We start from the raw sequence: 24,016 nt of genomic DNA, 5'->3' as shown, positions 1-24,016 counted from the left end.
TCGAGGTGATGGGGCCGTCTGCATAGGACTGAGCCATCGTGGCGGCCCGATCAGGGATAGCCTCATCTACCGTTGGACGGGGCACGACAAACCTATCGCCGTCCGGCGATCGGTAGATCATGTATCATGACGAGGGCGATTCGGAGCGCTTGCCGGAAGGACTCGTCGGTCAAGGCCGGGCCCGCTTGTCCGTCGGCGATTGACAGCATCGACGACCCGATCCGCGCGAAGCGAGCCATCACGGCGTCAACCCGTGCCTCGATTGTCAGGTCGGCGTCAACCTCGTGGTCCAGGGCTCCCAGGCGGTTGAGCGCTGCGTTGACCGTCTCCGCGAGCTTAATGAACTCTTGACCAATATCCTCAAGGACCGTCGCTAACTGGAGTGGCAGGTGGGGCGACGCACACAGCTCGTCCACGAGCGCGGCGTAGAGTGGGAGCGTCGCCTCGCGATAGGTCCGGAAGAACAGGACGCTTCGCGCAGCCGCGGATGGCATTGTCATCTCCTCTGGCTGGAAACTCACTGGAGGACCGGCACCGGCACGTCGGTCGCAGCCGCGCACATAGAGCCGCGCGGGACGTGCAGGTGTGCCCCCGGCCAAGCCGCAAAAGCCGCCTGCGCGATCTGGAGCGTCTGGTCGGTCAGGCGCGCGTAAACCGGCACCAAAGAGCTGCCCTCATATTTCACCGGAAGAGCAAGCGGCTCGGCATCCCAACCCGTCTCCGTGAGGCGTTCAATGAGCGCGGGATGCAACTGAACAAGGAGGCCTTCGAGATCGAGCGCCTCAGCTGCGTAGGCCACGGCGCCGGAAACCACGTTCGAAAAGGCAGTCGCCATGGCCGATTCCCGCATCCTGAGTGCGACCGCGTGGCGTGTCCATTCGTAGATCCGCCGTCCCGTCGGTGCCGGGCGGCCCTGCAGGATTTCGGGGTAGAGATGCGAGAGCAGGTGCGGCCGGGTGGTCGGCAAGAGGCGAGCGTAAGCCAAAATCTCCGCGCCCTTCTCGCCGAGGACGTGAAAGCTGTCCGGCCCGTCGAAGCGGTCGCGCTCGCGGCAATCGGCCTGTCGACAGCCCTCCCATCGGAGATGTTCGACGAAGTACGCATGGCGGAAGGCATAGATCCGATTCGCCATCTGCGGATCAGTCGTATCGACATCACCAGATAAAAGCGTGAACATTTTTCGCCTCCTTGAAGATGACTACCAAGATCTTCAAGGGCAGACGCACGGTCTAGCCGTAAAAATGCGGAGTGCCGCAGGTTACGACATCAGTCTATGATGCCGCGGCGCAGAGCCTCCGCTACGCTCTGGACGCGACTAACCGCGCCCAGCTTGCGCGCGGCACTGATGAGATACTGCTCGACGGTCCGCCTGGAGAGCGACAGGATCACCGAGATCTCCCACGCCGTCTTGCCAACCGCGGACCACTTCAGGCACTCAACCTCGCGACCTGTCAGGTGCGCTGCTGCAGGGGGCTCGTCATCTGCGCTGACCGCCCGGCTCAGGATCGCCCGCGCCGCCGAGAGGGCGTAGATGCCGATCAGGTGCAGCGCGGCGCGCTCGTCGTTTGAGGGCGCGAGCCGTTGCCCGCCGAAGCTGAGGCCCGACTCACCGCCCCCGGCATGATGAAGCGGTACGCAGAAGCCTTCTACCAAGCCGAAGGCCCGCGCCTCCTCAAGCACGATCTGACCGTCGCGACCGCCAGGCGTAACGAGCGCCTCGCGCCAGAGGAAAGGATCGACGCTGCGCCGGATGTGCCGGATGACCGGGTCGACCTGAACGAATCGCTCGGCCTGATAGCGTCGCTCCCACTCAGCGGGCCAACCTGAAAGGGTCGCGCAATCGAGAAGATTCTGTGTCGGCGACCTTGGAAGCCGTCCCATCAAGAAGGTGTCGTAGCCGAAAATGCGCCCACTTAATTTCAGCTCTAAAAGGATATCTTCCAGACAATTGGCGCTACGGAGCTTCGCAACGATATCGAATGCGGATTGCGGAAAGCATTTCATCGAAGACGATACCCGATCGGGAAAGCATCCGCTCAGACGATTAAGTATCGCTAAGATTTATCTCTCGACCGCAGCGTCAGCTAGACAACTGCAGGACTGCCTTTCGGCACGCATTTAGTCTACACAAACACCTGGACCGGTCCGCATTGGAGATGCGGCGGATTTGCAAGACATGGAGTGCAGGCGTCCTTTGCCCAGCCAAATACGCCAACAATGAGCGGACCGATGAGTATGCCGACTCTCAACGGACTCGATTTATAAAATTCTGAGAAATTGTTGGACGCCGGCACCCAAACTCCAGAAGATCAGAACCCAGAGCATGAGGCTAACGGCGAGGGCTGCCACGCGAAGCACGAGCGGAGGCCGGGCGGGCTGAAAGCGTTGACGCTGACCAAGACCAGTGGCGTGCTCGGCGAGCCAAGCATCGAATTGCTCCTGAGGAGTGGCTTTCGAATCGCACGCCATGACCTCAGCGCTACGCCGGTCAACTCGATCCGTCCATCTGCTTGATGGACCCACAGCCACCACTTTCCGCTCCACTGGTGGGGCAAATGGTGGGGCAACTCATACGTGAAGCTGAAAAAGCCTTATGTATCAACATACCCTGGCGGAAGGGGTGGGATTCGAACCCACGGTGGAGTTGCCCCCACGGCGGTTTTCAAGACCGCTGCCTTAAACCACTCGGCCACCCTTCCTGACGGGTCTGCGGCGTTACGGTTACGGCCGCGGCAGAGGCTGCGTCAACAGGAGAACAACCGGTTGACCTTCCGAAGCATTCCGCCTATCTCACCGCCCACGCCCGGCGCCGCTCGATACGGAACGGGTTTCGCCCAGCCCCATCCGGTAGGGATGCGCTTGGCTGAAGGCTTTTGGGGGATAGTTTAACGGTAGAACGGTGGACTCTGACTCCTCTAGTCCTGGTTCGAATCCAGGTCCCCCAGCCACCTGTCACCGCTCCGTAGTTTCCGCTTTTGACTGAGATTGGACTGGCCCGTTGGCCGGACCGACCGGACGCTTGGAATCGCGTTGGCGCGTCCCGGTGATGGTCTCAAGCTGAGCTGTTTCTCGCCTCAGGAACACGCATCGCCGATCGAGCGGGGCCAATCGCAGGCTTAGTCGGGTCTCCCCGGCAAACGCCCTTTCTGAGCAGCCAACAGGCACCGTATCCGTGACGGCGCTCTCAGGCACACTTATCAAATGGTCAGATCGCCGGTCCCGGCCGCGCAAAAGCCTTGCGCTCTGAGGCGCGGAGACCCGTTAGAACGAGTAGTTCCGACCAAGTTTCGGCGTGACACCGCGATGCCCCTCGGCCGCAGCCCGCACGGCCGCGAGACCTACGCCGACCTGAAGCGATGCCCTGCATCTACCCCGCACCTCTCCTGTCGGCGCAGGGCGACCCCGTTACGTTGAGCGGTGGCCCCGGCCGGGAAGATGATCGTCGGCGCTTGGCCTCCGCGTCACGGATTCGGTGGTGCCCACCTGCGAGCGACCAACCCGCGTCGGATCGACGGTCCGCCGCAATACCGCGCGCGTACTCCCTGACCGCGTTTGCCGTCAGGCGGCCGGGGCCGTTAGCTTGGACCGCACGCCGAGGACTTGGTGCAGGATGCGCCCGAGTTGCTCGGCCGAATAGGGTTTGTGCAGCAACGCGAATCCGTGGTCGCTTTCCTGGGCGAGCACGTGGCTGTACCCCGACGTGAGGACCACCGGCAGATCCGGCCACCGCTGCTGCAGCTCACGCGCCAGCGCGACGCCGCCCATGCCCGGCATGACCACGTCGGAGAAGATCAGATCGAACCCGTCACCGTCGCGACCCAGCCGGTCCAACGCTTCCTCGGCATTGCCGGCCCATGCCGTCCGGTAGCCCAGATCCTCCAGGATCTGGGTCGCGAACTGGCCGACCCCGATATTGTCCTCGACGACCAGGATGCGTTGACCCGAACCCAGCGGGGCCATCCCCATTTCCTGGATGCGCTCACCGGACGACAGATCGGACGCAGCCACCTCGGGTAGATAGAGCGTGAATGTGGTGCCCCGGCCGACGACGCTCCGGACATCCACGTCGCCGCCCGACTGCTTGGCGAAACCGAAGACTTGGCTCAACCCGAGACCCGTGCCTCGACCAACCTCCTTCGTGGTGAAGAAGGGCTCGAAGATCCGCTCGATCCGGTCCGGCAAAATGCCGGTCCCCGTGTCGGTCAGGGAGACCGCCACGAACGGCTTCTCGCACCCTGCATGGCCGCGAACAGCCGGCAGCGCCGCCCCCCCGGTTACCCGGAGGATGAGCGTGCCTTCACCGTCCATGGCATCGCGGGCGTTGACGGCCATGTTGACCAGGGCCGTTTCGAACTGGCTCACATCCGCCCGTACATGACAGGCGGTGTCCGGCACCTCGATCAGAACCTGCACGCGTGCGCCGGTCAGCGTGTCGAGCATGTCGGCGATCGCACTCACCCGCTGCCCGGCGCTGAACACCTCCGGCTTCAGCGCTTGACGGCGCGCGAAGGCGAGGAGTTGGCCGGTCAGCTTGGCGGCCCGGTCGACCGTCTCGGAGACCGCGTCGAGGTAGCGGCGCTTGCGGACCTCCGGCAGATCGGGCCGACGCAAAAAATCGACGGATGAGCGGATGATGGTCAGAAGGTTGTTGAAGTCGTGCGCCACTCCGCCCGTAAGCTGGCCGACCGCCTCCAGCTTCTGGGATTGGCGCAGGGCTTCTTGGGCCAGGACCAGCTCGGCCTGATCGCGCAACCGCTTTGTCACGTCCATGACGAACTGATAGCAGCCCGTGCGCTCGCCATCCGCTCCGCGCAGGGTGCGGAAACTGATCTCATAGGCGGGGCGGACGCGTCCGGGATCGCCGAACTCTTGGACGAGGGTGATCTCCTCGCCGGCCAGCCCGCGTCCCCAACCCGCTTTGACCTGGGCCTGGTGTTCAGGCTGATCGGCCAGAAGATCGAGCATGTTGTCGCCGACCTTCGGCCGTACGCCATAGATGCGCTCGAACTCGTCCGCATTCGCCTTATTGATGGCCAGGATGTTGTAGTTGAGATCCGACGCCATCACCATGATGTCGGTTCTTTCGACGATCGTGGCCAATAGATTGCGCTCGGCCGTGCGCTCCGAGACCTGAAGTTCGAGCGTCTCGTTGAGAAGCTGTAGGCGGCGCTCGCTTTCGGCCAGCCGTTGCTCCGCCTCCCGGCGATGGCTGAGATCCGCCGTGACGACCAGCAGGTTCTTGAACCTGCCCTGCCCATCGTCGAGACGTCTGACGCTGCTGCTCGCCCAGATGGACGTGCCGTCGGGACGACAGTAGAGCTTGTCGAGGGCGGAACTATGCCCGGTCTCGAACGCCTGCGCGATCGTCGCCAAGCTCTGCGTGATATAGGCTGGATCGGTCACATCCGCGACGCCGATCGAGAGAACCTCGTCTGCAGACCGTCCGAGAATGCGGCACATCTCCGTGTTGACCCGAAGATAGCGGCCGCTCGCATCCACCTCGGACAGGCCGACGGACGCAGCCGAGAAGATCGCCGCCAGACGCTCCTCGCTCTCGCGCAGCGCCACTTCGGCACGGGCCCGCTCGGTGGCAGCCTTGACGCGCTCGCCGACCTCCCGGATCAGGTTGCCTTCCGCGGGCGTCCAGGCGCGCGGGGTCGCGCTCTGCACCGCGAGCAGGCCGACCCATTCGTCGCCCCGAAACAGAACGACATCAACGAAGGCGCCGACCTGGCGTGACCGTAAGCCCGCCCGGGCTTCGACAGTGAACCGGGGATCCGAGGGCACGTCGTCGACCGCGACGACCACGCCGTCGCGGTAGGCTGCCAGCAGGTCCGGGCCAAACGCCGCCAGCGAGTGCTCGCCGATGATCGAGCCGACGCCGTGGACGTACTCGCGTTCGACCGTCATCAGGCTGCCGGCGATCTCGGCGTAGAATACGCGGCTCGCACCGACCCGCTCGCCCAGACGCCGGGCGGCCACTTCGACGATGTCGGTGGGCGTGTTCAGCGGCCGAAGCGCGTCGCTCAGATCCAGCAGGAACGATTGTCGCTCCTCGTTCTCGCGGAGCGTCGCATCCGCCTCCTGCCGCTCCCCCTCGACGAACCGTTGGTCCGCGATCTCAGTGCAGGTGCCCCACAGGCCATCCACGCGCCCGGCCGGATCGCGAATGGGCACGTAGGACAACGAGAACCGGCCCCCGTCGGGCGACCTCACGACGTGTTCGAACGCGGCCGTGTCAACGGAGCGACCGGAGCAGGCCTCGTCCACGAAGGATCCAAGCTCGGCGCCGAGGTCGTGCCAGACCTGGAGATAGTCGCGACCGAGCGCGGACGGATGCGCGGCGCCGAGAAGCCCGACAAAGGAATCGTTGTAGAGGAGCCTGCGCTCGGGCCCCCAGATGACGAAGGTCGGCTGCCTCGAACCGAGCATGACGCCTGTCAGCGTCGTCAAGGATGGCGGCCAGGTCGCGGGATCACCGAGCGGTGAGGCGTCCCAGTCGTGCGCGCGCATGAGCGCGCCCATCGCGCCACCGTCCATCAGGCAGGCTGGGATGCACATCGTCACGTTCGAACTTCTGTGCATCACGGCGTGGCGCTGTTTCACGGGGCCTCAGGGATTGACCGAGCGGACTGCTTCCGCGGTTGAGCCTGAACGATCGCGCGTATGCGCCGCCATGACGGCGCGCCGAACGACCCTTCAGTTGCCGCCCTGAGAGAAGGCAGGCCCGTTCACCGTGTTGGCCGTGACACGCGACAGGCTCGTGCATCCAACACCCTAGAGCGGTCTCATGGCGAGCCGAGGTTGTCAAAGCCATGGACGGCTGACCGGCGGCGCAATCGCCAACCTTTGAGAGTCGTCGCGCGCCGGAGATCTGGCGATGCCGTTCGGCGTGGTGCGCCCGCTCCATCTCCCGATCCTGCCGCCCCCGCCAGGTCGCGGGCGCCAGCGAAGATCGTCCTTCCCGATGCGCCAGGGGAACGCCGCCATGCGTGACCAAGCCGCTCCGACCGGCGCTTCCACAATCCTGGGGATCAGCCGAGCTTCAGACCTATGCGCGAGGACGCGGATGCCGGTTCGGCACGCGGTTCCCGGCGGCATCGGGATGACCCTTCTCATCCCTGCAGGCCACGCCCGCCTGGTCACCGGCGGCCTCGGAGGCCTCATCGGCTGAGTCGAACCAGGCCGCGCTGTCTCGCCTCAGCGCGCCCGGCGCGGCGGCTCGGGGTCGTGACAATGCATCTTCGGCGGTGCCGTCGCACAATCGATGGAACAGGTCTGATCGCGCCGGCAAATCCATTGCAAGGCCCCCGTCTTCATACAGGAGCCGGAGCAATGACGGTGCGGCCCATCCATCGGTTCGACGAAGGTGGCCGGCGCGTCCGGCGACCCCGCACTTGGCTGCACGGAGCCGGCAAAGGCGAATGCCGGAAGGATCAGGAGGGCCGACACGCGACGTCTCATCAGACCGCCCTTCCCGTTCGGCAGCCACCCTCGGCTGCCGGAGCCCCACGACAGGGCGACACAGGAGGTTACCGGCGTTCGGAGCTCGCGAATGCAGGGATGATCAATGACAAGTCATTTCATCCGGCTCCGCGCAGGGGCAGCCACGATGCATCTCCTGGCCGGCAATGCTTGATTCGTGCTCGCGTCGGCCGGCGAGAGCCGAAACGGCGGGGGCCTCCGGCGGTGCATGCGTCCGATTCCCCAAAGCGAGGCGTGGCCGGGCTGCTGGAGCACGGATGTCGTCGTTGGGCAGGCTCCGCATAGCCCTGTGCAGGACACGCCGGCCTTCACGAGGGCGACGCTCGCAGGACGCGACGGTCCAGATTGACGGCATCGCGCCCCGCCCGAAGCGTCAGCCCCCGGAGCGGATCGGTCTCCGCGACCGGGGGTCTCGCGGCGGCCTCAGTGGCTGCCGCCGAGATAGGCCGCCCGGACGGCCGGATCGTTGCGCATTTGCTGCGCCGGGCCCTGGAAGCGGATCCGACCGTTCTCGAGCACATAGGCGTGGTCGGCGACGCCGAGCGCCGCCATGGCGAACTGCTCGACGAGCAACATGGTGACCTGCTCGGCCTTGAGCAGGCGGATGATCCGGAACACCTCCTCCACGAGCTTCGGGGCGAGGCCCATCGAGGGCTCGTCCAGCAGGAGGATCTCCGGCCGCAGCATCAGGGCCCGGCCCATCGCGAGCATCTGCTGCTCGCCGCCCGAGAGGGTGCCGGCGAGCTGCGTGCGCCGCTCCTTCAGACGGGGGAACATCTCGAAGGCGCGCTCGCGGTCGGCCGCGACGTCGCCCTTCGGCCGCGCGCCCGTCAACCGGGGGAAGGCGCCCAGAGTCAGGTTGTCCTCCACCGAGAGCGTCGGGAAGACGCGGCGGCCCTCCGGCGAGTGCGCGAGGCCGAACCGGGCGACGTCGTGGCTTTCGAGGCCGCCGATCTCGCGCCCGTTGAGGCGGATCGAACCCGCCCGCGGGCGGATCATGCCCGACAGGGCGCGCATCGTGGTGGTCTTGCCGGCGCCGTTCGAGCCGATCAGCGCCACGACCTGCCCCTTCGGGACCGCGAAATCGAGGCCGTGCAGCACCTCGACCTGGCCGTAACCGGCCGACAGACCCGTGACCTCAAGCATGGGTCAACTCCTCGTCGGCGACCGGGCTGCCGAGATAGGCCTCGATCACCTTCGGGTCCGCCTGGACCTCGCGGGCGCTGCCCTCGGCAATCTTGTGGCCGAAATCGAGGACGCTGACGCGGTCGCACAGGCCCATGACCACGTCCATGTGGTGTTCGATGAGGATCACCGTGATGCCGGCGTCTCGGATCTTGCGGATGATCGCCGTCAGCTCGGCGATGTCGGGGGCGGTGAGGCCGGCGGCGGGCTCGTCGAGGAGGAGCAGGACAGGATCGAGGGCGAGCGCGCGGCCGATCTCGAGGAGGCGCTGCTTGCCGTAGGGCAGGTTGCGGGCCTCCACCTGCGCCAGGGCGCCCAGGCCGACGAAGTCGAGGATCGCCATGGCGCGGGCGCGCTGCTCGCGCTCTTCCCGACGGCGGCGCGGCGTGCCGAGGATCGCGTCGAAAAGGGTGCCGCGGAACCTGTGATGGAGCCCGACCAGCACGTTCTCCAGCGCCGTCATCTCCCGGAAGAGCTGCACGTTCTGGAAGGTGCGCGCCACGCCGGCCGCCGCGATCTCGGAGGGCGTGCGCCCGTCGAGGCGCTTCGAGCCCTGGCCGCGGGCCAGGGTCACGCTGCCGCCGGTCGGCCGGTAGATACCGGTCAGCACGTTCATCATCGTGCTCTTGCCGGAACCGTTCGGCCCGATCAGGCCGTGGATCGTGCCGGGCCGGACCGTGAGGTCGACGCCGGCGAGGGCCTTGAGGCCGCCGAACTGCATCAGGGCCTGCTCGACGGTGAGCAGCGGGTCGGCGCCCCGACCGCCGCTCTGGACGCTGAGCGCCGCACCCTCGGCGTGGAGGCTCTTGCCCTCGGCGGTGTGGGCCGGCCGGAGCGCCGGGATCTTCTCGCGGACGAAGCCGACGATCCCGTCCGGCAGGTAGTACACCACGAACAGGATCATCAGGCCGAAGACCGTCAGGCGGAAGTCGGTCACGGATTCGAGCGCCAGGGTCGCCGGGAAGAAGGCGAGGCAGAGCCCGACCGGCACCAGCAGGGCGAAGCGGTCCTCCCGGCGCCGGAGGAAAGCGAGGGCGCCCACGATCAAGGCGGCAAGGGCGATGAGCCCCGCCATGATCCGCACCAGCTCGATATCGGCCAGCACGTTGGGCATCATCACGACGATCGCGGCCCCGATGATCGGCCCCGCCCGGGATTTGCGCCCGCCCATCGTGACGGCAAGCAGGAACAGCACTGTCAGCTCGAAGCCGTAGGAGTTCGGAGCCACGTAGCGCTCCGACCACGCGAACAGCGCACCGGCGAGACCGGCAAGGGCTGCCGAGATCACGAAGGCATAGACTTTATAGCGGTAGACGCTGACGCCCATGCAGTCGCAGGCGATCGGCGAATCCCGCAGCGCCTCGAAGGCGCGGCCGTAGGGAGAGCGCACCACCCGGTTGACGACCAGGATTGTGGCCAGCAGCGCGACGCAGACGAGGTAGTAGAATTCGAGCTTGCGCCCGGCTGCGCCCCACGGGGCCTGGAGGCCGAGGAGCGAGAAGTCGAGGACGCGGGCCGGCGGCAGGGTGATGCCGAGGGGGCCGTTGGTCAGGGGCGTCAGCTCGTTGATGAAGATCTGAATGATGGTGCCGAAGGCCAGCGTCACCATGGCGAGGTAGGGACCGGTGACCCGCAGCGCCGGGACGGCCAGCAGCACGCCGAAGGCCGAGGTCACGCCGATCCCGGCGAGGATGCCCCACCACACGCCGAGCTTGAAGTGCAGGAACAGCACCGCGGCCGCGTAGGCGCCGACCCCGAACAGGCCGGCATGCCCGAGACTGACCTGACCGGTATAGCCGACCACGATGTCGAGCCCGAGGATCAGGATCGCGTAGATGGCGATCACCACCACGAGGTGGATGTAATACGAACTCGTCACCACGTGCGGGAAGGCGGCGAGACAGACCACCAGCAGCACGGCGCCGAGGGCGCCCATGTGGCGGGACAGGCTCGGCGCGGCGGTCGGGACGGGCGCGTCGGCGGGGGCGAGGGTCTGCGCCATGGCTCAGGCTGCCGGGAGGGATGCGCGGGCGGTCACGGTCAGACCTTCTTGATGACCGCCTTGCCGAACAGGCCGACGGGGCGAATGGAGAGGACGACGAGGAGCAGGATCAGGCCCGGCACATCCTTGTAGCCGGTCGAGATGTAGAAGCCGGTCAGCGTCTCCGCGACACCGAGGATCAGGCCGCCGACGATGACGCCGAGGCCGGATTCGAGGCCGCCGATGATCGCCACCGCGAAGGCCTTCAGCGCCAGCACGGAGCCCATCGTGGCCCCGGTCAGCGTCACGGGCGCCACGAGCACGCCCGCGAAGGCCGCCGTCATGGCGCTGATCGAATAGGACAGGGTGATCACCTTCTGGGTGTTGATGCCCATCAGGCCGGCGGCGTCGATGTCGTTGGAGGTGGCGACGACCGCCTTCCCCCAGATCGACTTGCGATTGAAGATCTCGACCGCGAGCATCATCAGCAGCGCCCCCGCGACGATCAGCAGTTCCATCGGCAGGATGCGGACGCCGCCCACTTCGAGGGCAGTCTCGGGGAGCGGCGAGGGAAATTTCAGGTCGTCGCGGCCCCAGACGTTCTCGGCGACGTTCTTGAAGATGATGCCGAGGGCGATGGTCGCCATGATCCATCCGTATTCGGACTTGATCTTCACGGCCGGGCGCACGCCCAGGCGCTCGACCACGGCCCCGAGGGCGAAGCCGAAGACGAGGACCAGCGGGATCATCAGCCAGTAGCCGACGAAGGGCACCAGGGTCAGGCCGAACAGGGCCCCGAGCGCCAGCGCCTCGCCCTGGCCGAAATTGAGCGTCTTCGAGGTCGCGAAGGTGAGCTGATAGCCGAACGCGATGGCGGCGTAGATCATGCCGACCGCGACGCCTGAGGCGATGAGCTGAAGCAGGATGGCCATGGATGCGTTGTCACCGGAGGGTCGTCCGGCCGCGCGGCGCGCGCCGCGGGACCGATATGCGACGTGCCGGCAGGCTGGAGTGCCGCCGGACTCTGGGGCACCCGCGCCCGGGTGGGCGCGGGCGTCGGGACCTCAGTTCGAGGACTTCTCCTTGACGCGGACGACACCGGCGTTCTTGGCGTCCTCATCCTTGGCGTAGACGATCTTGCCGTCCTGCACCTTCCCGAACACGACCATGTTGCGCGAGATGGCGTTGTGGTCCTTGGCGGTGAAGGGCTTGTCGTAAGTGGTGACGACGCCCTCGACCTTCTCGTTCAGGTTCTCAAGGGCGGTGCGGATCTTCGCGCCGTCGGTGCTGCCCGCCTGCTTGATCGCCGCGGCGAGGAGGTAGATCGAATCGTAGCCCTGGGCGCCGGCCACGGGGGTCGGGATCTTCGTGACGCCGTAGGTCTTGTAGTAATTCTCAAGGAAAGCCTTCCGCTTCGGCAGCGTCTGGTCCTCGATGAACGTCTGGGGCATGACCACGCCGTTGCCGTTCGCGCCGGCGATGTCGATGAAGCTCTGCATCGAGGACGGCCAGCTGGTGATCATCGGCACCTTCCAGCCGAGCTTGGCCATGCCGTTGGCGATCTGGGCCAGCTCCGGCCCGATCCCGTAGGCGAGGATCACCTCGGCACCGGCCTGCTGCGCCTTGAGCAGCTGGGCCGTCATATCGACGTCCTTGATGTTGAACTTCTCGACCGCGACCGGCTTCACGCCCTTCGTGCCGAGATACTTCTCGATATCCTCACGGCCGAGCTGGCCGTAATTGGTCGAGTCTGCGAGGATCGCGATCTTCTTATGGCCCTGCGCGAGGGCCTCGTCGACCATCAGGCCCGCCTGCAGCACGTCGTAGGCCGAGTTCCGGAAGACGTAGTTCGCGTCGTAATCCGGCTCTTTGAACTGATTGGTGATGATCGTTCCGGTGGCAACGTTGTTGAACACCGGAATTTCGGCTTCTTGGTAGAAGCGTTGGGCCGCGAGCGCGACGCCGGTGTTGATGAACCCGACCGTCGCGACCACCTTCTCCTTATTGATCAGCTCTTGCGCGACTTGCGCACCGACCTCGTTCTTGGCCTCGTCGTCGCGCTCGACGAGCTGGATCGGCCGACCGAGGACACCGCCGGCCTTGTTGATCTCGGCAGCGGCGAGCTTGGCGCCGTCGCGCATTGAGACGCCCATCGAAGACGATCCCCCGGTATAGGGACCGCTCAGCCCGATCTTGATCGGATCCGCAGCCCATGCGGGGGCCGACAACATCGATAAGAACAGCACCGCAGCTGCTGCGCGACCTGCGAAGACCATCGTTCCCTCTCCAAGCTCCCGCTCGCGCGGCATGCCCTTCACCGTGGCACTCTGCCGACGACGTCTCATTGACTCAGGTCGGGCCGTCAAGCTGATGCTCTGATGAATCCAGAACGAATAATAAAGATTGTACCGATCTCTCCGCAGGATGAGCAACACAGGAGAAGAATCCAGCCCTGCCGACCGGGCGAGCGGATTAAAGGGCGACCGGGCTCGTAGGACTCCGACATCCGGCACGGCGCGCTCTGCGGCGTCCGCAGGGCCTCGAAACCAACGGCGTCAGGGCGGATGCGGCGCGGTCTCATCAGGGCGCGCCCCTCCCGGTCGTCGCCGATGCACAGGGCGTCCAGCGCCGTATGAGAACCGCGCATTGACGCGCCGCAGCCCGGCCGCCTAGATCGCCCCATGCGCCGGCGGCAGCCTCGAACGGGTAGAGGGCGCGCGATCATTGGCTTGGTCGCGCTCTACGCGCTGCTGCTTCAAGCCTTTCTGGGACTCGCCACACCGAGCCGCGCCCTGGACGGTCCGGGCGAGGTGCTCTGCGCCGGGCATTCGTCGGGCGAGCCTGCGAGCAAGGGCGTTCATGTCCATGCGTGCTGCACGGTCGTGCAGGCCGGGACGCTGACGCTGCCCCCCATCGATCCGGAGGCGGCGGCCTGGCCCTCCGCGCCCACCTCGTTGTGTGCGTGGCGCCCGGAAGCCGAGATCCCGACGACGGGACCTCCGGCCTATAACGGAACCGCGCGAGGTCCGCCCGCGGCCTGACGATCCCGATCCCGATCGCTCAGGCCCGGACCTCTCCTCATGTCGATTGTTCTGCACGGCAGCGCCCCCGCGTACGGGGCGGCTGCCACTGGACGACTGTCCAGCGACGCCATCTACCGGGCCGTCTGGCGCTGGCACTTCTACGCGGGCCTTCTGTGCCTGCCCTTCCTGATCAGCCTGTCGGCGACCGGCGCGCTCTACCTGTTCAAGGATGAGATCAACGGCAGCCTGTTCGCGTACCGGACCAAGGTCGCCCCCCAGGCGATGGCGCCGCTCGGCCCGGATCGCCTGATCTTCAATGCGCTGCAGACGGTGCCGGACGGCGCGCCCGTCACCTACGTCGATCCCGCCGCCCCGGATGCCGCCGCGCGCGTCACGGTCGCGGTGGGCGATCGCCGCATCCAAGTCTACCTGAACCCCTACACCGGCGACGTGCTCGACCGCGTCGGCTCCGATCGCGAGTTCATGGCGGTGGTTCGGGGGCTGCACAGCCTCGCCCTGCTCGGCCCGCTGGCGAATGCCGTGATCGAGATCGTCGCGGGCTTCGCGGTCATCCTGGTGGTGACGGGCACGTATCTCTGGTGGCCCCGCGGTCGGACCGGCGGCGTCGTCACCGTTCGCGCCACGCCCCGCCGGCGCGTGTGGTGGCGCGATCTCCACGCCGTCACCGGATTCGTGGCCGGCGGCGGTCTGCTCTTCCTCGCGCTCACCGGGTTGCCTTGGTCGATCTGGTGGGGGCAGCAGCTCCGCGCATGGTCGAATGCCGCCGGCCTCGGCCAACCGGCCGCGCTCTGGGCGAACCGGCCGGTCTCCACGATACCCCTGCGCGACAGGCTCGAGGATGCGGGCTGGACCCTGCAGGACGCGCCCATACCGCGCTCTGCACCGCCTGCCGCAGCGGGCGCGGGCATTGGAATCGACGAGGCCGTCGCGAGTCTCGGACGCATGGGGATGCCCCACGGCTTCGAGCTGGCGCTGCCCGTCGGCGCCGACGGGGTCTACGCCGCCGCCATCTACCCGCGCGACGTCACCCGGCAGCGGGTGATCACCCTCGAACAGTATTCCGGGCGGCCGCTGGTCGACGTCCGCTTCGCCGATCTCGGCCCGGTCGGCCGGGCGATCCAATACGGCATCGGGATCCACAAGGGTGAGCATTGGGGCCGCGCGAACCAGTTCGCGATGCTGGCCTTCTGCCTCGCCACCATCCTGCTCGCCGTGACGGCCGGAACGATGTGGTGGAAGCGGCGCCCGGCCGGCAGCCTCGGGGTGCCGCCGTGGCCGCGCAACCGGCGGGTGCGGGTCACCGTGACCCTGATGATCCTCGGGCTCGGGATCCTCTTCCCGCTGACCGGCCTCGCGATCGCCGGGATGCTCGGTCTCGATCTCGGCGTGGATCGGCTCCGAAGGCGCGGGATGAGCTGATCCGGAGCGGACGGGCGCCATGCCCGTGCGGAGCCGTTCTCGTCTGACGCGCCGGCGCCCGGGCCTTCTGGGTGCGGGGCTGATCGTGTGCGCGCTCTGGATCCAGGCGCTGGCACCGGCCGTGGCCCTCCGGATGGCGCAGGCGCCGTGGGCGCTGCCCGGTCAGATCCTGTGCGGGCATGGGCCGGATCAGGCGACGGAAGTCGCCATCGGTCCGCATGCGCCGGCACTGACGGGCTGCGGCCTCTGCGGGCTGTGTCGGGCCGGCGCCGTCCCGCCGCTTCTTCCGACGGTGGTCGGTCTCGCCCGTCGCCTGCGCTGGCATGCGGTGACGTGGCCGATCCCGCCCCCCAGGCCCATCGTCTCGGTCCACCGCATCCCCGGCCAACCGCGAGGGCCGCCCCGTTTCGCCTGATCGCCTGCCCATGCCCGCGGCCCCGCCGCTTGCCCCACCGATCAGACGAGTCCTCCGATGCCCCCCGACCAGACCGCCTTGCGCGGCCGCGCCCTCGCGCTTCTGCTTGCCGGTACCCCCCTCCCCGCCCTCGGCCAGACCGCGGTGACGCTGGACGAACTCTCCGTGGAGGGCGAAGCGGCGCCGTCTGCGGGCCGGACCACGGCCCCGCCTTTCGGCGTGGCCGCCCCCCCCGGCGCGGCCCCCTCGGTCATCGAGCATCCGGTGGGCGAGATCGTCACCGGCATCGGCCGGGACGGCACCATCGCGAACCGGCCGGCGACCAGCATCGGATCGGTCCTGGTGAACAGCCCGGGCGTCACGGTCCGGCAGGGCAATGGCGGCCGGGACGTGGTGATCTCGATCCGCGGCAACAACGCCCGCTCCACCGGCGTGATCAAGAACACCGTCGTTCTGGAGGACGGCTTCATCCTGACCCAACCGGACGGGGCGTCGCGCTTCGACCTCACGGACCCGCGGGCCTACAGCCGGATCGACGTGTTCCGCGGGCCGCAATCGCCCCTCTTCGGCAACTACGCCACCGGGGGCGCGCTCGCGTTCCGGACGCGGACCGGGCGGGAGATCGACGGCTACGAGATCGGGGTGGATGCCGGCAGCTTCGGCTACCTCAGCAATTACTTTACCGTCGGAGGCGTCAGCGGTCCGTTCGAGATCAGCCTGTTCGCGAGCGACGTCCGCGCCAACGGCTATCAGGACCATGCGAGCTATGACACGCAGACCATCAATCTGCTCGCGAGCTACACTCCGACCCCGGACAACCGCTTCACCCTCAAGGTGATCAACAACACCCTCGACGCCAACCTTCCCGCCCGCTCGTCCCTGGCCCAGTACCGGATCAACCCGTACCAGCGCGGCTGCGCCGCCGCCGCAAGCGCGGCGGCCGGCTGCACCACCTTCAACCTGTTCCGGAACGGAGCCTTCGGCGCGACCGTGCCGGTGACGGCGGATGAAGGCGGCTTCGGGCGCAACGACCGCCGGACCATCGTGGCGGCCCGCTGGGAGCACGACATCGACGCCTTCACCACGTGGCGCACGCAGCTCGGCTTCGACGAGCGCAATTTCGATCAGCCCTTCTACCAGACATCGTCGCGTGGCTCGTATCCGTCCTGGAATTTCCTGACGGACCTGACCCGGCGGGGGGATCTGTTCGGTCTGCCGGCGACCGGCTACGTCGCGCTGGCCTACAACACGATCGACAACCACATCACGACGTTCAACCGGGCGCCCTATGACGGTCCGCGCCTGGGGGCGCTGATCGGCGATCAGACGGCGGTGCAGTCGAATCTCAACGGCCGGGCGCGGCTCGAACTCGCCCTGTCGGACCAATGGACCGGCGTTCTCGGCCTCAGCGCCGAGAGCACGTCCATCACCGGCCGCAACCTGGCCTACAGCTACGCGGCGAGCGGCGCGACGCGGACAGTGGCGGACGCGAACCGCTCCTTTCTCAACGTCGCCCCGGAACTGGCGCTGGTCTACCGGCCGGATCCGGCCTGGGCGCTGCGCGGCCGGGTCGCCACCGGCTATACGACGCCGGCCGCGAGCAACCTGTTCATCACCCCCGCCGGACTTCCGGGCAACAACACCCAGCTCCAGACGCAGGAAAATCTGGGCTTCGATCTCGGCGCAGAGTGGAGTCCAGTGACGGATCTTCGCTTCAGCGTCACCGGCTTCTACGAGTTCTTCCGCAACGAGCTGGTCACGCAATCGCCGGGGGCGGGCCTCCTCGCCTACACGTTCAACGCGCCCGCCTCGGAGCATCGGGGGATCGAGGTCGGCGCCGACTGGGCCTTCGCGCCCGGCTGGCGCGGAACCCTGGCCTACACGTTCGACGACCAGATCTACACCCGCTACACCGAGCAGCTCAGCGCGGGCAGCCTGAGCCGTCGGTTCGACCGGGCGGGGAACCGGATCCCCGGCGTTCCGGCCCACCAGCTGCTGGCCCGCCTGGGCTACGACGTGCCGAGCGGGCCGCTCGCCGGTCTCGGAGCCTTCGTGGAGACGGTGGTTCAGGGCGACTTCTACCTCGACAATGCCAATTCGCTGAAGGCGCCGGGCTATGCGATCGTCAACGCCAACCTGCACTACGCCACGGACCTGACCGGCGGATACGCCAAGCGGCTCAGCGTCTATCTCGAAGTGCGCAACCTGTTCGATACGACCTACGTGGCCTCCGCGCAGAATCTCGCCAACGGGATCAGCGCCACGACCGGCCTCCAGAACGGGGCGGCGGTGCTGGCGACGACGACCGGCTCGATCTTCGCGGGGGCTCCACGGAACATCGTCGGCGGGATGCGGCTGGCATTTTGAGCGTTGCCGGCGGGCCGGCGCGTGGTGTCAATGCCGAGCTTGCACTATGCTCCGGCGATCGATCGCGGGGGCCGGGCCGATGCGCGCGGTCCGGGCTGCGCGGCGCGGGCCGTGGGCGGAGACTTGGCGCGATGGTCGGATGAGGCGGCGCACCGTAATCGCTGGATTGGCGCTGGCCGGATGGCCACGCATCGCCGGAGCGCAGACGCAGGCCCACGTGGCGGCGCTCTGGCCGTTCACGGAAAGCGATGACGAAGGTCGCGCGCTCGCGGAGGCGTTCAATGCCGCCCTGCGCGACCAGGGGCATCCGGATCAGCCCGTCGATCACCGCTGGGGCGGTGCCGACCCCGAGCGGACGCGGATCCTGGCGACCGAACTCGTCGCCGCAAGGCCGCCGGTCATCTTCGCTTATCTGAATGCGCAACTCTCGGCCGTCGCGACGGCGACCCGAACGATTCCGATCGTGTTCGTCGGCGCCTCCGATCCGGTCGGGTTCGGGTATGTGGAGAGCCTCCAACGCCCGGGGGGCAACATCACGGGCTTCACCCTCTACGAGGCGCCCCTGGGTGGAAAATGGGTGGCGGCCCTCAAGGAAGCCGTGCCGAGCATCCGACGCGTCACGCTCCTGTCGAATCCGAGCACCGAGATCCGGGGCAAGAACCTCTACGCCGAGCCGTTCCGCAGCACCGCGTCCGCGCTGGGAATCGAACCCAGGGTGGTAAAGGTCGAGAAGACTGCCGACATCGATCCTGTCATCGCAGATCTCGCGCGACAGGGGCACGGGGGGCTGATCGTCGCGCCCGGGACATTCAGCGAGGCCAACGGCGATCGCATCGTCGCGCTGACGACGCGCAACACGATCCCGACGGTCTTCGCCATCCGGCGCTTCGCCTATCGCGGCGGCCTGATGTCGTACGGTCCCGATCCGACCGAGGCGGTCCGTCGGGCGGCGGCCTATGTCGGTCGCATTCTCCGCGGCGAGAACCCGGCAACCCTGCCCGTCCAGGCGCCCACGAAGTTCGACTTCATCGTGAACCTCAAATCCGCGCGCGGCATGGGCGTGGACATCTCGTCGGCACTTCTCGCCCAAGCCGATGAGATCGTCGAGTGACGGCGCTTCCCCCACCGACCGGAGATACGGTCCCGCGGTGGCTCCGCGTGCCGCTGTCGGTCAAGTTCGCGGTGGCCTTCGTGGGCCTCGTCAGCCTGGTCCTGCTTATCAACGGGGCCGTCGACCTGACCCTGAACTATCAGGACGCCAAGCGGACGGCGATCGAGACGCAGCGCACCAAGGCGCGGGCGGCCGCCGAACGCGTCGATGCCTTCCTGTCCGGAATCGAGAGCCAGATCGGCTGGACGACCCGCGCCGAGTGGCGGCGGATCCCCCCCGAGCAGCAGCGTTACGACTTCATTCGCCTGCTGCGCCAGGCGCCGGCGATCACGGAGGTCGCCTATCTCGATCCGGCCGGAAAGGAACAGCTGCGGGTGTCGCGGCTCGAACCCGACGCCGTAAGCAGCGGCAAGGATTTCTCGACCTCTCCGCGGTTCACCCAGGCCATCGCCCAGAAGACCTGGTTCGGCCCGGTCTATTTCCGGCGCGGTTCCGAGCCTTACATGACGGTCTCGGTCGCCCATGCCGGCCGCGACCCGGGCGTGACCGTCGCGGAAGTCAATCTGAAGCTGATCTGGGACGTGGTCAGCGCGATCAACGTCGGTGAGCACGGCTACGCCTTCGTGACGACCGCGACCGGACGCCTGATCGCGCACCCGGATCTGAGTCTGGTCCTGCGTGACACCGACCTGTCCGGTCTGTCGGAGGTCGCGGCGGCGCTGCCCGGATCCCGGATGGCGGGACAGGATTACGAGATCACCACCGGCCTCGACGGCGGCTGGGTGCTGGCGGCCCATGCCACCATCCCGCGGGTCGACTGGATCGTGTTCGTGCAGGAATCGCTGCGCGACGCGATGGGGCCGGCTCTGGAATCCGTCATCCAGACCACCTCCCTGATGGGCCTCGGCGTGCTGCTGGCGGCCGTGGCGGGAACCTTTCTGGCGCGGCGCATGGTCGTTCCCATCCGACAGCTGGAGGATGGTGCAGAACGCTTCGGATCCGGAGACCTCTCGGAACGCATCGTGATCCGCACCGGCGACGAGATCGAGACCCTTGCGCACCGGTTCAACACGATGGCGGGCCGCGTCCAGGAATCCTACGAGACCTTGGAAGCCAAGGTCGAGGAGCGGACCCGCGACCTCAATCAATCACTCGATGACCTTCAGAGAGCCCAGAGCCGTCTCGTGCAATCGGAGAAGCTCGCGTCCCTGGGCCAACTCACCGCCGGCATCGCCCACGAGATCAAGAATCCGCTGAACTTCGTCAACAACTTCGCATCGCTCTCGAACGAGCTGGTGGAGGAGTTGCGGGACGTGCTCGAACCCGCCTCGCTCGATCCGAGCACGCGGGAGGAGGTCGAGGAGATCACCGGCCTTCTCAAGGGCAATCTCGAAAAGGTCGTCCAGCACGGCAAGCGTGCCGATTCGATCGTCAAGAATATGCTGCTGCACTCGCGCACCGGGTCCGGGGAGCATCGCCCGGTGGACGTCAACGCTCTGGTCGAGGAGAGCCTGAATCTTGCCTATCACGGAGCCCGTGCGGCGAAACCCAGCTTCAACGTGACCCTCGTGCGCGATTACGATCCGGCCGCCGGCACGGCCGACCTCTTTCCCCAGGAGATCACCCGGGTCCTCCTCAACCTGATGTCGAACGGATTCTACGCCACCGAGAAGAAGGCCGACGGCGCGGAGCCGGGCTACGAACCGACGCTGTCGATCGCCACCCGGGATCGGGGCGACAGCATCGAGATCCGCGTGCGCGACAACGGCACCGGTATCCCCGACAGCGTCAAGGCCAAGATGTTCGATCCGTTCTTCACCACGAAGCCGGCCGGCGAGGGAACGGGGCTCGGGCTCTCGTTGAGCCACGACATCCTCGTCAAGCAACACGGCGGGACGGTGGACGTCGCCACGGAGCCGGGCGCCTTCACCGAGTTCACCATCACCCTGCCGCGCCAGAGCGTCACGACGACCGCGTCCGCTGCGCCTCCACAGCCGGCGACCGAGACCGAGAGCCAACCATGAACGTCCTGATCCTCGTCGTCGATGACGAACCCGACGTGACCGACCTGTTCCGGCAGCAGTTCCGCCGCGAGCTGCGCGCCGAACGGTTCGCGATGGGCTTCGCGCATTCGGCGGCGGAGGCCCTGGACCGGATCAACGGGTCCAACGATCCGAGCCTGATTCTAATGCTCTCCGACATCAACATGCCCGGGATGACCGGCCTCGAATTGCTGCCGCGGGTGCGCGCCGCCCGGCCCGACGTGCCGGTGATCATGATCACGGCCTACGGCGATGCCGAGACGCGCGAGAAGGTCATCGCCGCCGGCGCGGTGGGCCTGATCACCAAGCCGATCGATTTCCCCGTCCTGAAGGCCGAGATCGACCGCCGCCTCTCCGCGCTCTCGGGGGCCGAATGACCCCCGGCATGCCGAGCGCCAAGATCCTCGTCGTCGATGACGAGCCGGATCTCGAGGCGCTGATCACCCAGAAGTTCCGCCGCCAGATCCGCCAGGGCCTCGTCACGTTCCTGTTCGCCCATGACGGACAGGAGGCCCTGGACCGCCTCTCGGACAACCGCGACGTCGATCTGGTCGTGTCCGACATCAACATGCCGCGCATGGACGGGCTGACGCTGCTCGCCAAGCTGCAGGACCTTGCCGAGCGCCCCTCGACCATCATCGTCTCGGCCTATGGCGACATGGCGAACATCCGCACGGCGATGAACCGGGGTGCCTTCGACTTCCTGACGAAGCCGATCGACTTCGTGGATCTCGAGACGACGATCGAGCGGACGCTGAGGCATGTCGAGGCTCTGCGCGAGGGGCGGCGGCGGCAATCGCTGGCCGAGCGGGCGCATGCCTCTCTGGCCCGGTACTTCTCGCCCAACCTTGCCGAGCGGCTCGCGGGGGATGCATCGGGCCTGGAACTCGGCGGCCACCGGCGCGACGTGGCCTCCCTGTTCACCGACATTGCCGGCTTCACCAGCCTGGTGGAGAGCCTCGACCCGGCGCAGCTCGCCGAGATCCTCAACGGCTACTTCGCCGAGATGACCGACGTGGTCTTCGCCCACGAGGGGACGGTGGCCAAGATCGTCGGCGACGCCCTGCACGTGCTGTTCGGGGCGCCGGGGGACCAACCGGACCACGCGGCCCGGGCGGTGGATTGCGCGCTGGCCCTCGACCAGGTGGCCGAGGTGTTCCGCGCGCGCTGGCGGGAGCGGGGGATCGAGATCGGCGTGACGCGGATCGGCGTCCATGCCGGGCCGGCGATCGTGGGCAATTTCGGCGGCGGCCGATACTTCGACTACACGGCCTACGGCGACACCATCAACACGGCGGCCCGTCTGGAGAACGCCAACAAGGCGTTCGGAACGCGGATCTGCGTCAGCGAGGCCGTGGTGATCCGGGCCGGGCAGTTCCGCGGCCGGCCCCTCGGCGACCTCCTCCTGCGCGGCAAGCAGACGGCTCTGCGCGCCTACGAACCCCTGACGGAGGCGGTCTACGGCGACGCGCCGCTCGCCCAGTATCAGGACGCCTACGCGAAGCTCGATGCCGGGGAGGCCGGCGCCCTCGCGGCCTTCGCGGCCCTGGTCGGGCTGCGTCCCGACGACGGGGTCGCGGCCTTCCACCTTAAGCGCCTCCTGAACGGCGGCAGCGGCAGCCGGGTCGAGGTCCGCTGAGTTCCGCGCCCCGCCGGGATCCCCATCGGCAACCGCGATAGCCCCGCCTTAAGGCAGCGCCTATTACCATCCCCGGGCGCGCGATCGGACCCCCTCCCGATCGGCGCGGCTCGGAACGGGTGAAGGCGGGAGACCGGCGCATGAGACGGCGCGACGTCATCGCGGGCCTCGGCGGCGCGGCCGCGTGGCCGGCCCTCGCCGCCGGGCCGGCGAAGGGTCAGCGTCGCCTGGGGATCCTGCTGGTCTACGGCGAAGCGCATCCCGACAGTCCCGTCATCGTCGACACGCTCAAGGAGAGCCTCAATCGGGCCGGCTGGATCTGGGGCCAGAACCTCGCCGTCGACCTGCAGTACGGCAACGGCGAAGCCGAGCGGATGCGCGGTCAGGCCGAGGAGATTCTGGCGCGCAAGCCCGACGTGGTGCTTGCGCAGGGCGTCGTCGGCGCGACGGCGCTCCAGCGGGCGACCACGACGGTGCCGGTCGTCTTCATGATGCTGCAGGATCCGGTCGGCGGCGGCTTCGTATCCAACCTGTCGCGGCCCGGCGGCAACCTGACCGGCTTCACCAACTTCGACTTCATTCTCGTCGGCAAGTGGCTGCAACTCCTGAAGGAACTCAGTCCCGGCGTCACGCGGGCCCTCGCCCTGATCAACCCGGATTACCGGGCGCGCCTCGCAGGCTACACGGCCGAGATGGCCCGGATCGGCCCCGAACTCGGGATCGACGCCCGGATCGCCGGCGTGCACGACGCCGCCGAGATCGAGGCGGCGATCACCGGCTTCGCCGCCCAGCCGAAGGGCGGCCTCATCGCGCTGCCGGACGCGGTGACCGGCGTGTACAGCCAGCGGATCGTCGACCTGGCGGCCGCCTACCGTCTCCCGGCCGTCTACGCCTATGCGGCGCCGGTCCGCCTCGGTGGCCTTGCCGCCTACACGACCAGCGTCGAGCAGGATGTGCAGCGGGCGGCGGGCTACCTCGACCGGATCCTGCGCGGCGCGGTGGTCGGCGACCTGCCGGTGCAGGCGAGCGAGCGCTTCATCACCCTGCTCAACCTGAAGACGGCCGCCACCCTGGGTCTGACCATCTCGCCCTCGCTGATGGCGAAGGTGGACGAGTTGGTCGAGTAGCGGCTGCCGGAATCGTCGGGGGGGGGGGGGGGGGGGGGGGGGGGGCCCCCCCCCCCCCCCCCGCGGGGGGGGGGGGGGGGGGGGGGGGGGGGGGGGGGGGGGCCGGGGGGGCACCGAGCGGCGGTGTCACCGCGGGCGCGCGCGGCGCCGTGATCAACAACCTCACGATCCGCAACAAGGACCAGGTGATGCTCCGCGTCA

Annotated in this window: 17 protein-coding genes and 2 tRNA genes; 10 read left to right on the top strand and 9 right to left on the bottom strand. The window is 67.7% G+C overall.

The window, feature by feature from the left end:
* Nucleotides 1-92: 92 nt before the first annotated feature.
* From GGQ91_RS15885 to GGQ91_RS15875, 3 genes are all read right to left on the bottom strand, one after another.
* Nucleotides 93-494, bottom strand: a complete 402-nt coding sequence (locus tag GGQ91_RS15885; RefSeq protein ID WP_043351560.1) for a hypothetical protein — start codon at nt 492-494, stop codon at nt 93-95.
* A gap of 23 nt (nt 495-517) precedes the next feature.
* Nucleotides 518-1,177, bottom strand: coding sequence for an acyl-homoserine-lactone synthase (locus GGQ91_RS15880; protein ID WP_246410722.1), 660 nt, complete (start codon nt 1,175-1,177; stop codon nt 518-520).
* 89 nt (nt 1,178-1,266) lie between these two features.
* A complete protein-coding gene (locus GGQ91_RS15875; protein ID WP_182592360.1) occupies nt 1,267-2,004 on the bottom strand; it encodes a LuxR family transcriptional regulator in 738 nt (245 codons plus the stop codon).
* A gap of 276 nt (nt 2,005-2,280) precedes the next feature.
* Between GGQ91_RS15875 and GGQ91_RS15870 the strand changes: the two genes are divergently transcribed.
* Entirely contained in the window at nt 2,281-2,514 is a 234-nt protein-coding gene (locus GGQ91_RS15870; protein ID WP_182592359.1) for a hypothetical protein, read from the top strand.
* Between the two features lie 95 nt (nt 2,515-2,609).
* Here the strand turns inward: GGQ91_RS15870 and GGQ91_RS15865 are convergent.
* A tRNA-Ser gene (locus GGQ91_RS15865) sits at nt 2,610-2,699 on the bottom strand.
* A 175-nt stretch (nt 2,700-2,874) separates the two neighbouring features.
* On the opposite strand from GGQ91_RS15865, the gene GGQ91_RS15860 reads away from it, so the two are divergent.
* Nucleotides 2,875-2,948: transfer RNA gene (locus tag GGQ91_RS15860), tRNA-Gln, on the top strand.
* Nucleotides 2,949-3,558: 610 nt separating this feature from the next.
* Here GGQ91_RS15860 and GGQ91_RS15855 read toward each other — a convergent pair.
* The 5 genes from GGQ91_RS15855 to GGQ91_RS15835 all read right to left on the bottom strand — a co-directional run bounded on the left by GGQ91_RS15855 (nt 3,559) and on the right by GGQ91_RS15835 (nt 12,927).
* The gene (locus GGQ91_RS15855; RefSeq protein ID WP_455709731.1) at nt 3,559-6,606 is read right to left on the bottom strand and encodes a PAS domain S-box protein; all 3,048 of its coding nucleotides are present in this window, start codon (nt 6,604-6,606) and stop codon (nt 3,559-3,561) included.
* A gap of 1,302 nt (nt 6,607-7,908) precedes the next feature.
* Nucleotides 7,909-8,631: an ABC transporter ATP-binding protein gene (locus GGQ91_RS15850; RefSeq protein WP_043380492.1), complete on the bottom strand. Its 723-nt coding sequence runs from the start codon at nt 8,629-8,631 to the stop codon at nt 7,909-7,911.
* The gene (locus tag GGQ91_RS15845; RefSeq protein ID WP_182592358.1) at nt 8,624-10,672 is read right to left on the bottom strand and encodes a branched-chain amino acid ABC transporter ATP-binding protein/permease; all 2,049 of its coding nucleotides are present in this window, start codon (nt 10,670-10,672) and stop codon (nt 8,624-8,626) included. The genes GGQ91_RS15850 and GGQ91_RS15845 overlap by 8 nt, the downstream gene beginning before the upstream one ends.
* Nucleotides 10,673-10,710: 38 nt before the next feature.
* Nucleotides 10,711-11,583, bottom strand: a complete 873-nt coding sequence (locus GGQ91_RS15840; protein ID WP_043345455.1) for a branched-chain amino acid ABC transporter permease — start codon at nt 11,581-11,583, stop codon at nt 10,711-10,713.
* A 132-nt stretch (nt 11,584-11,715) separates the two neighbouring features.
* The gene (locus GGQ91_RS15835) at nt 11,716-12,927 is read right to left on the bottom strand and encodes an ABC transporter substrate-binding protein (protein WP_043760547.1); all 1,212 of its coding nucleotides are present in this window, start codon (nt 12,925-12,927) and stop codon (nt 11,716-11,718) included.
* Between the two features lie 453 nt (nt 12,928-13,380).
* On the opposite strand from GGQ91_RS15835, the gene GGQ91_RS15830 reads away from it, so the two are divergent.
* From GGQ91_RS15830 to GGQ91_RS15795, 8 genes are all read left to right on the top strand, one after another.
* Entirely contained in the window at nt 13,381-13,692 is a 312-nt protein-coding gene (locus tag GGQ91_RS15830) for a hypothetical protein (protein WP_246410720.1), read from the top strand.
* A 39-nt stretch (nt 13,693-13,731) separates the two neighbouring features.
* A complete protein-coding gene (locus GGQ91_RS15825) occupies nt 13,732-15,114 on the top strand; it encodes a PepSY-associated TM helix domain-containing protein (RefSeq protein ID WP_182592356.1) in 1,383 nt (460 codons plus the stop codon).
* 472 nt (nt 15,115-15,586) lie between these two features.
* Nucleotides 15,587-17,896, top strand: coding sequence for a TonB-dependent receptor family protein (locus GGQ91_RS15820; protein WP_182592355.1), 2,310 nt, complete (start codon nt 15,587-15,589; stop codon nt 17,894-17,896).
* 139 nt (nt 17,897-18,035) lie between these two features.
* Nucleotides 18,036-19,007: an ABC transporter substrate-binding protein gene (locus tag GGQ91_RS15815; protein WP_043345438.1), complete on the top strand. Its 972-nt coding sequence runs from the start codon at nt 18,036-18,038 to the stop codon at nt 19,005-19,007.
* Nucleotides 19,008-19,054: 47 nt separating this feature from the next.
* On the top strand, nt 19,055-21,031 hold the full coding sequence (locus tag GGQ91_RS15810) for a sensor histidine kinase (protein WP_343066801.1): 1,977 nt from the start codon (nt 19,055-19,057) through the stop codon (nt 21,029-21,031).
* Nucleotides 21,028-21,426, top strand: a complete 399-nt coding sequence (locus tag GGQ91_RS15805) for a response regulator (protein ID WP_182592353.1) — start codon at nt 21,028-21,030, stop codon at nt 21,424-21,426. Before GGQ91_RS15810 ends, GGQ91_RS15805 begins: the two co-directional genes overlap by 4 nt.
* The gene (locus GGQ91_RS15800) at nt 21,423-22,688 is read left to right on the top strand and encodes an adenylate/guanylate cyclase domain-containing protein (RefSeq protein WP_043345434.1); all 1,266 of its coding nucleotides are present in this window, start codon (nt 21,423-21,425) and stop codon (nt 22,686-22,688) included. Before GGQ91_RS15805 ends, GGQ91_RS15800 begins: the two co-directional genes overlap by 4 nt.
* A gap of 140 nt (nt 22,689-22,828) precedes the next feature.
* Entirely contained in the window at nt 22,829-23,815 is a 987-nt protein-coding gene (locus GGQ91_RS15795; RefSeq protein ID WP_043345432.1) for an ABC transporter substrate-binding protein, read from the top strand.
* Nucleotides 23,816-24,016 lie beyond the last annotated feature (201 nt).

This window comes from Methylobacterium fujisawaense (assembly GCF_014138435.1).
Lineage (GTDB): Bacteria > Pseudomonadota > Alphaproteobacteria > Rhizobiales > Beijerinckiaceae > Methylobacterium > Methylobacterium fujisawaense.
This window is presented reverse-complemented; position numbering and strand designations above follow the sequence as displayed.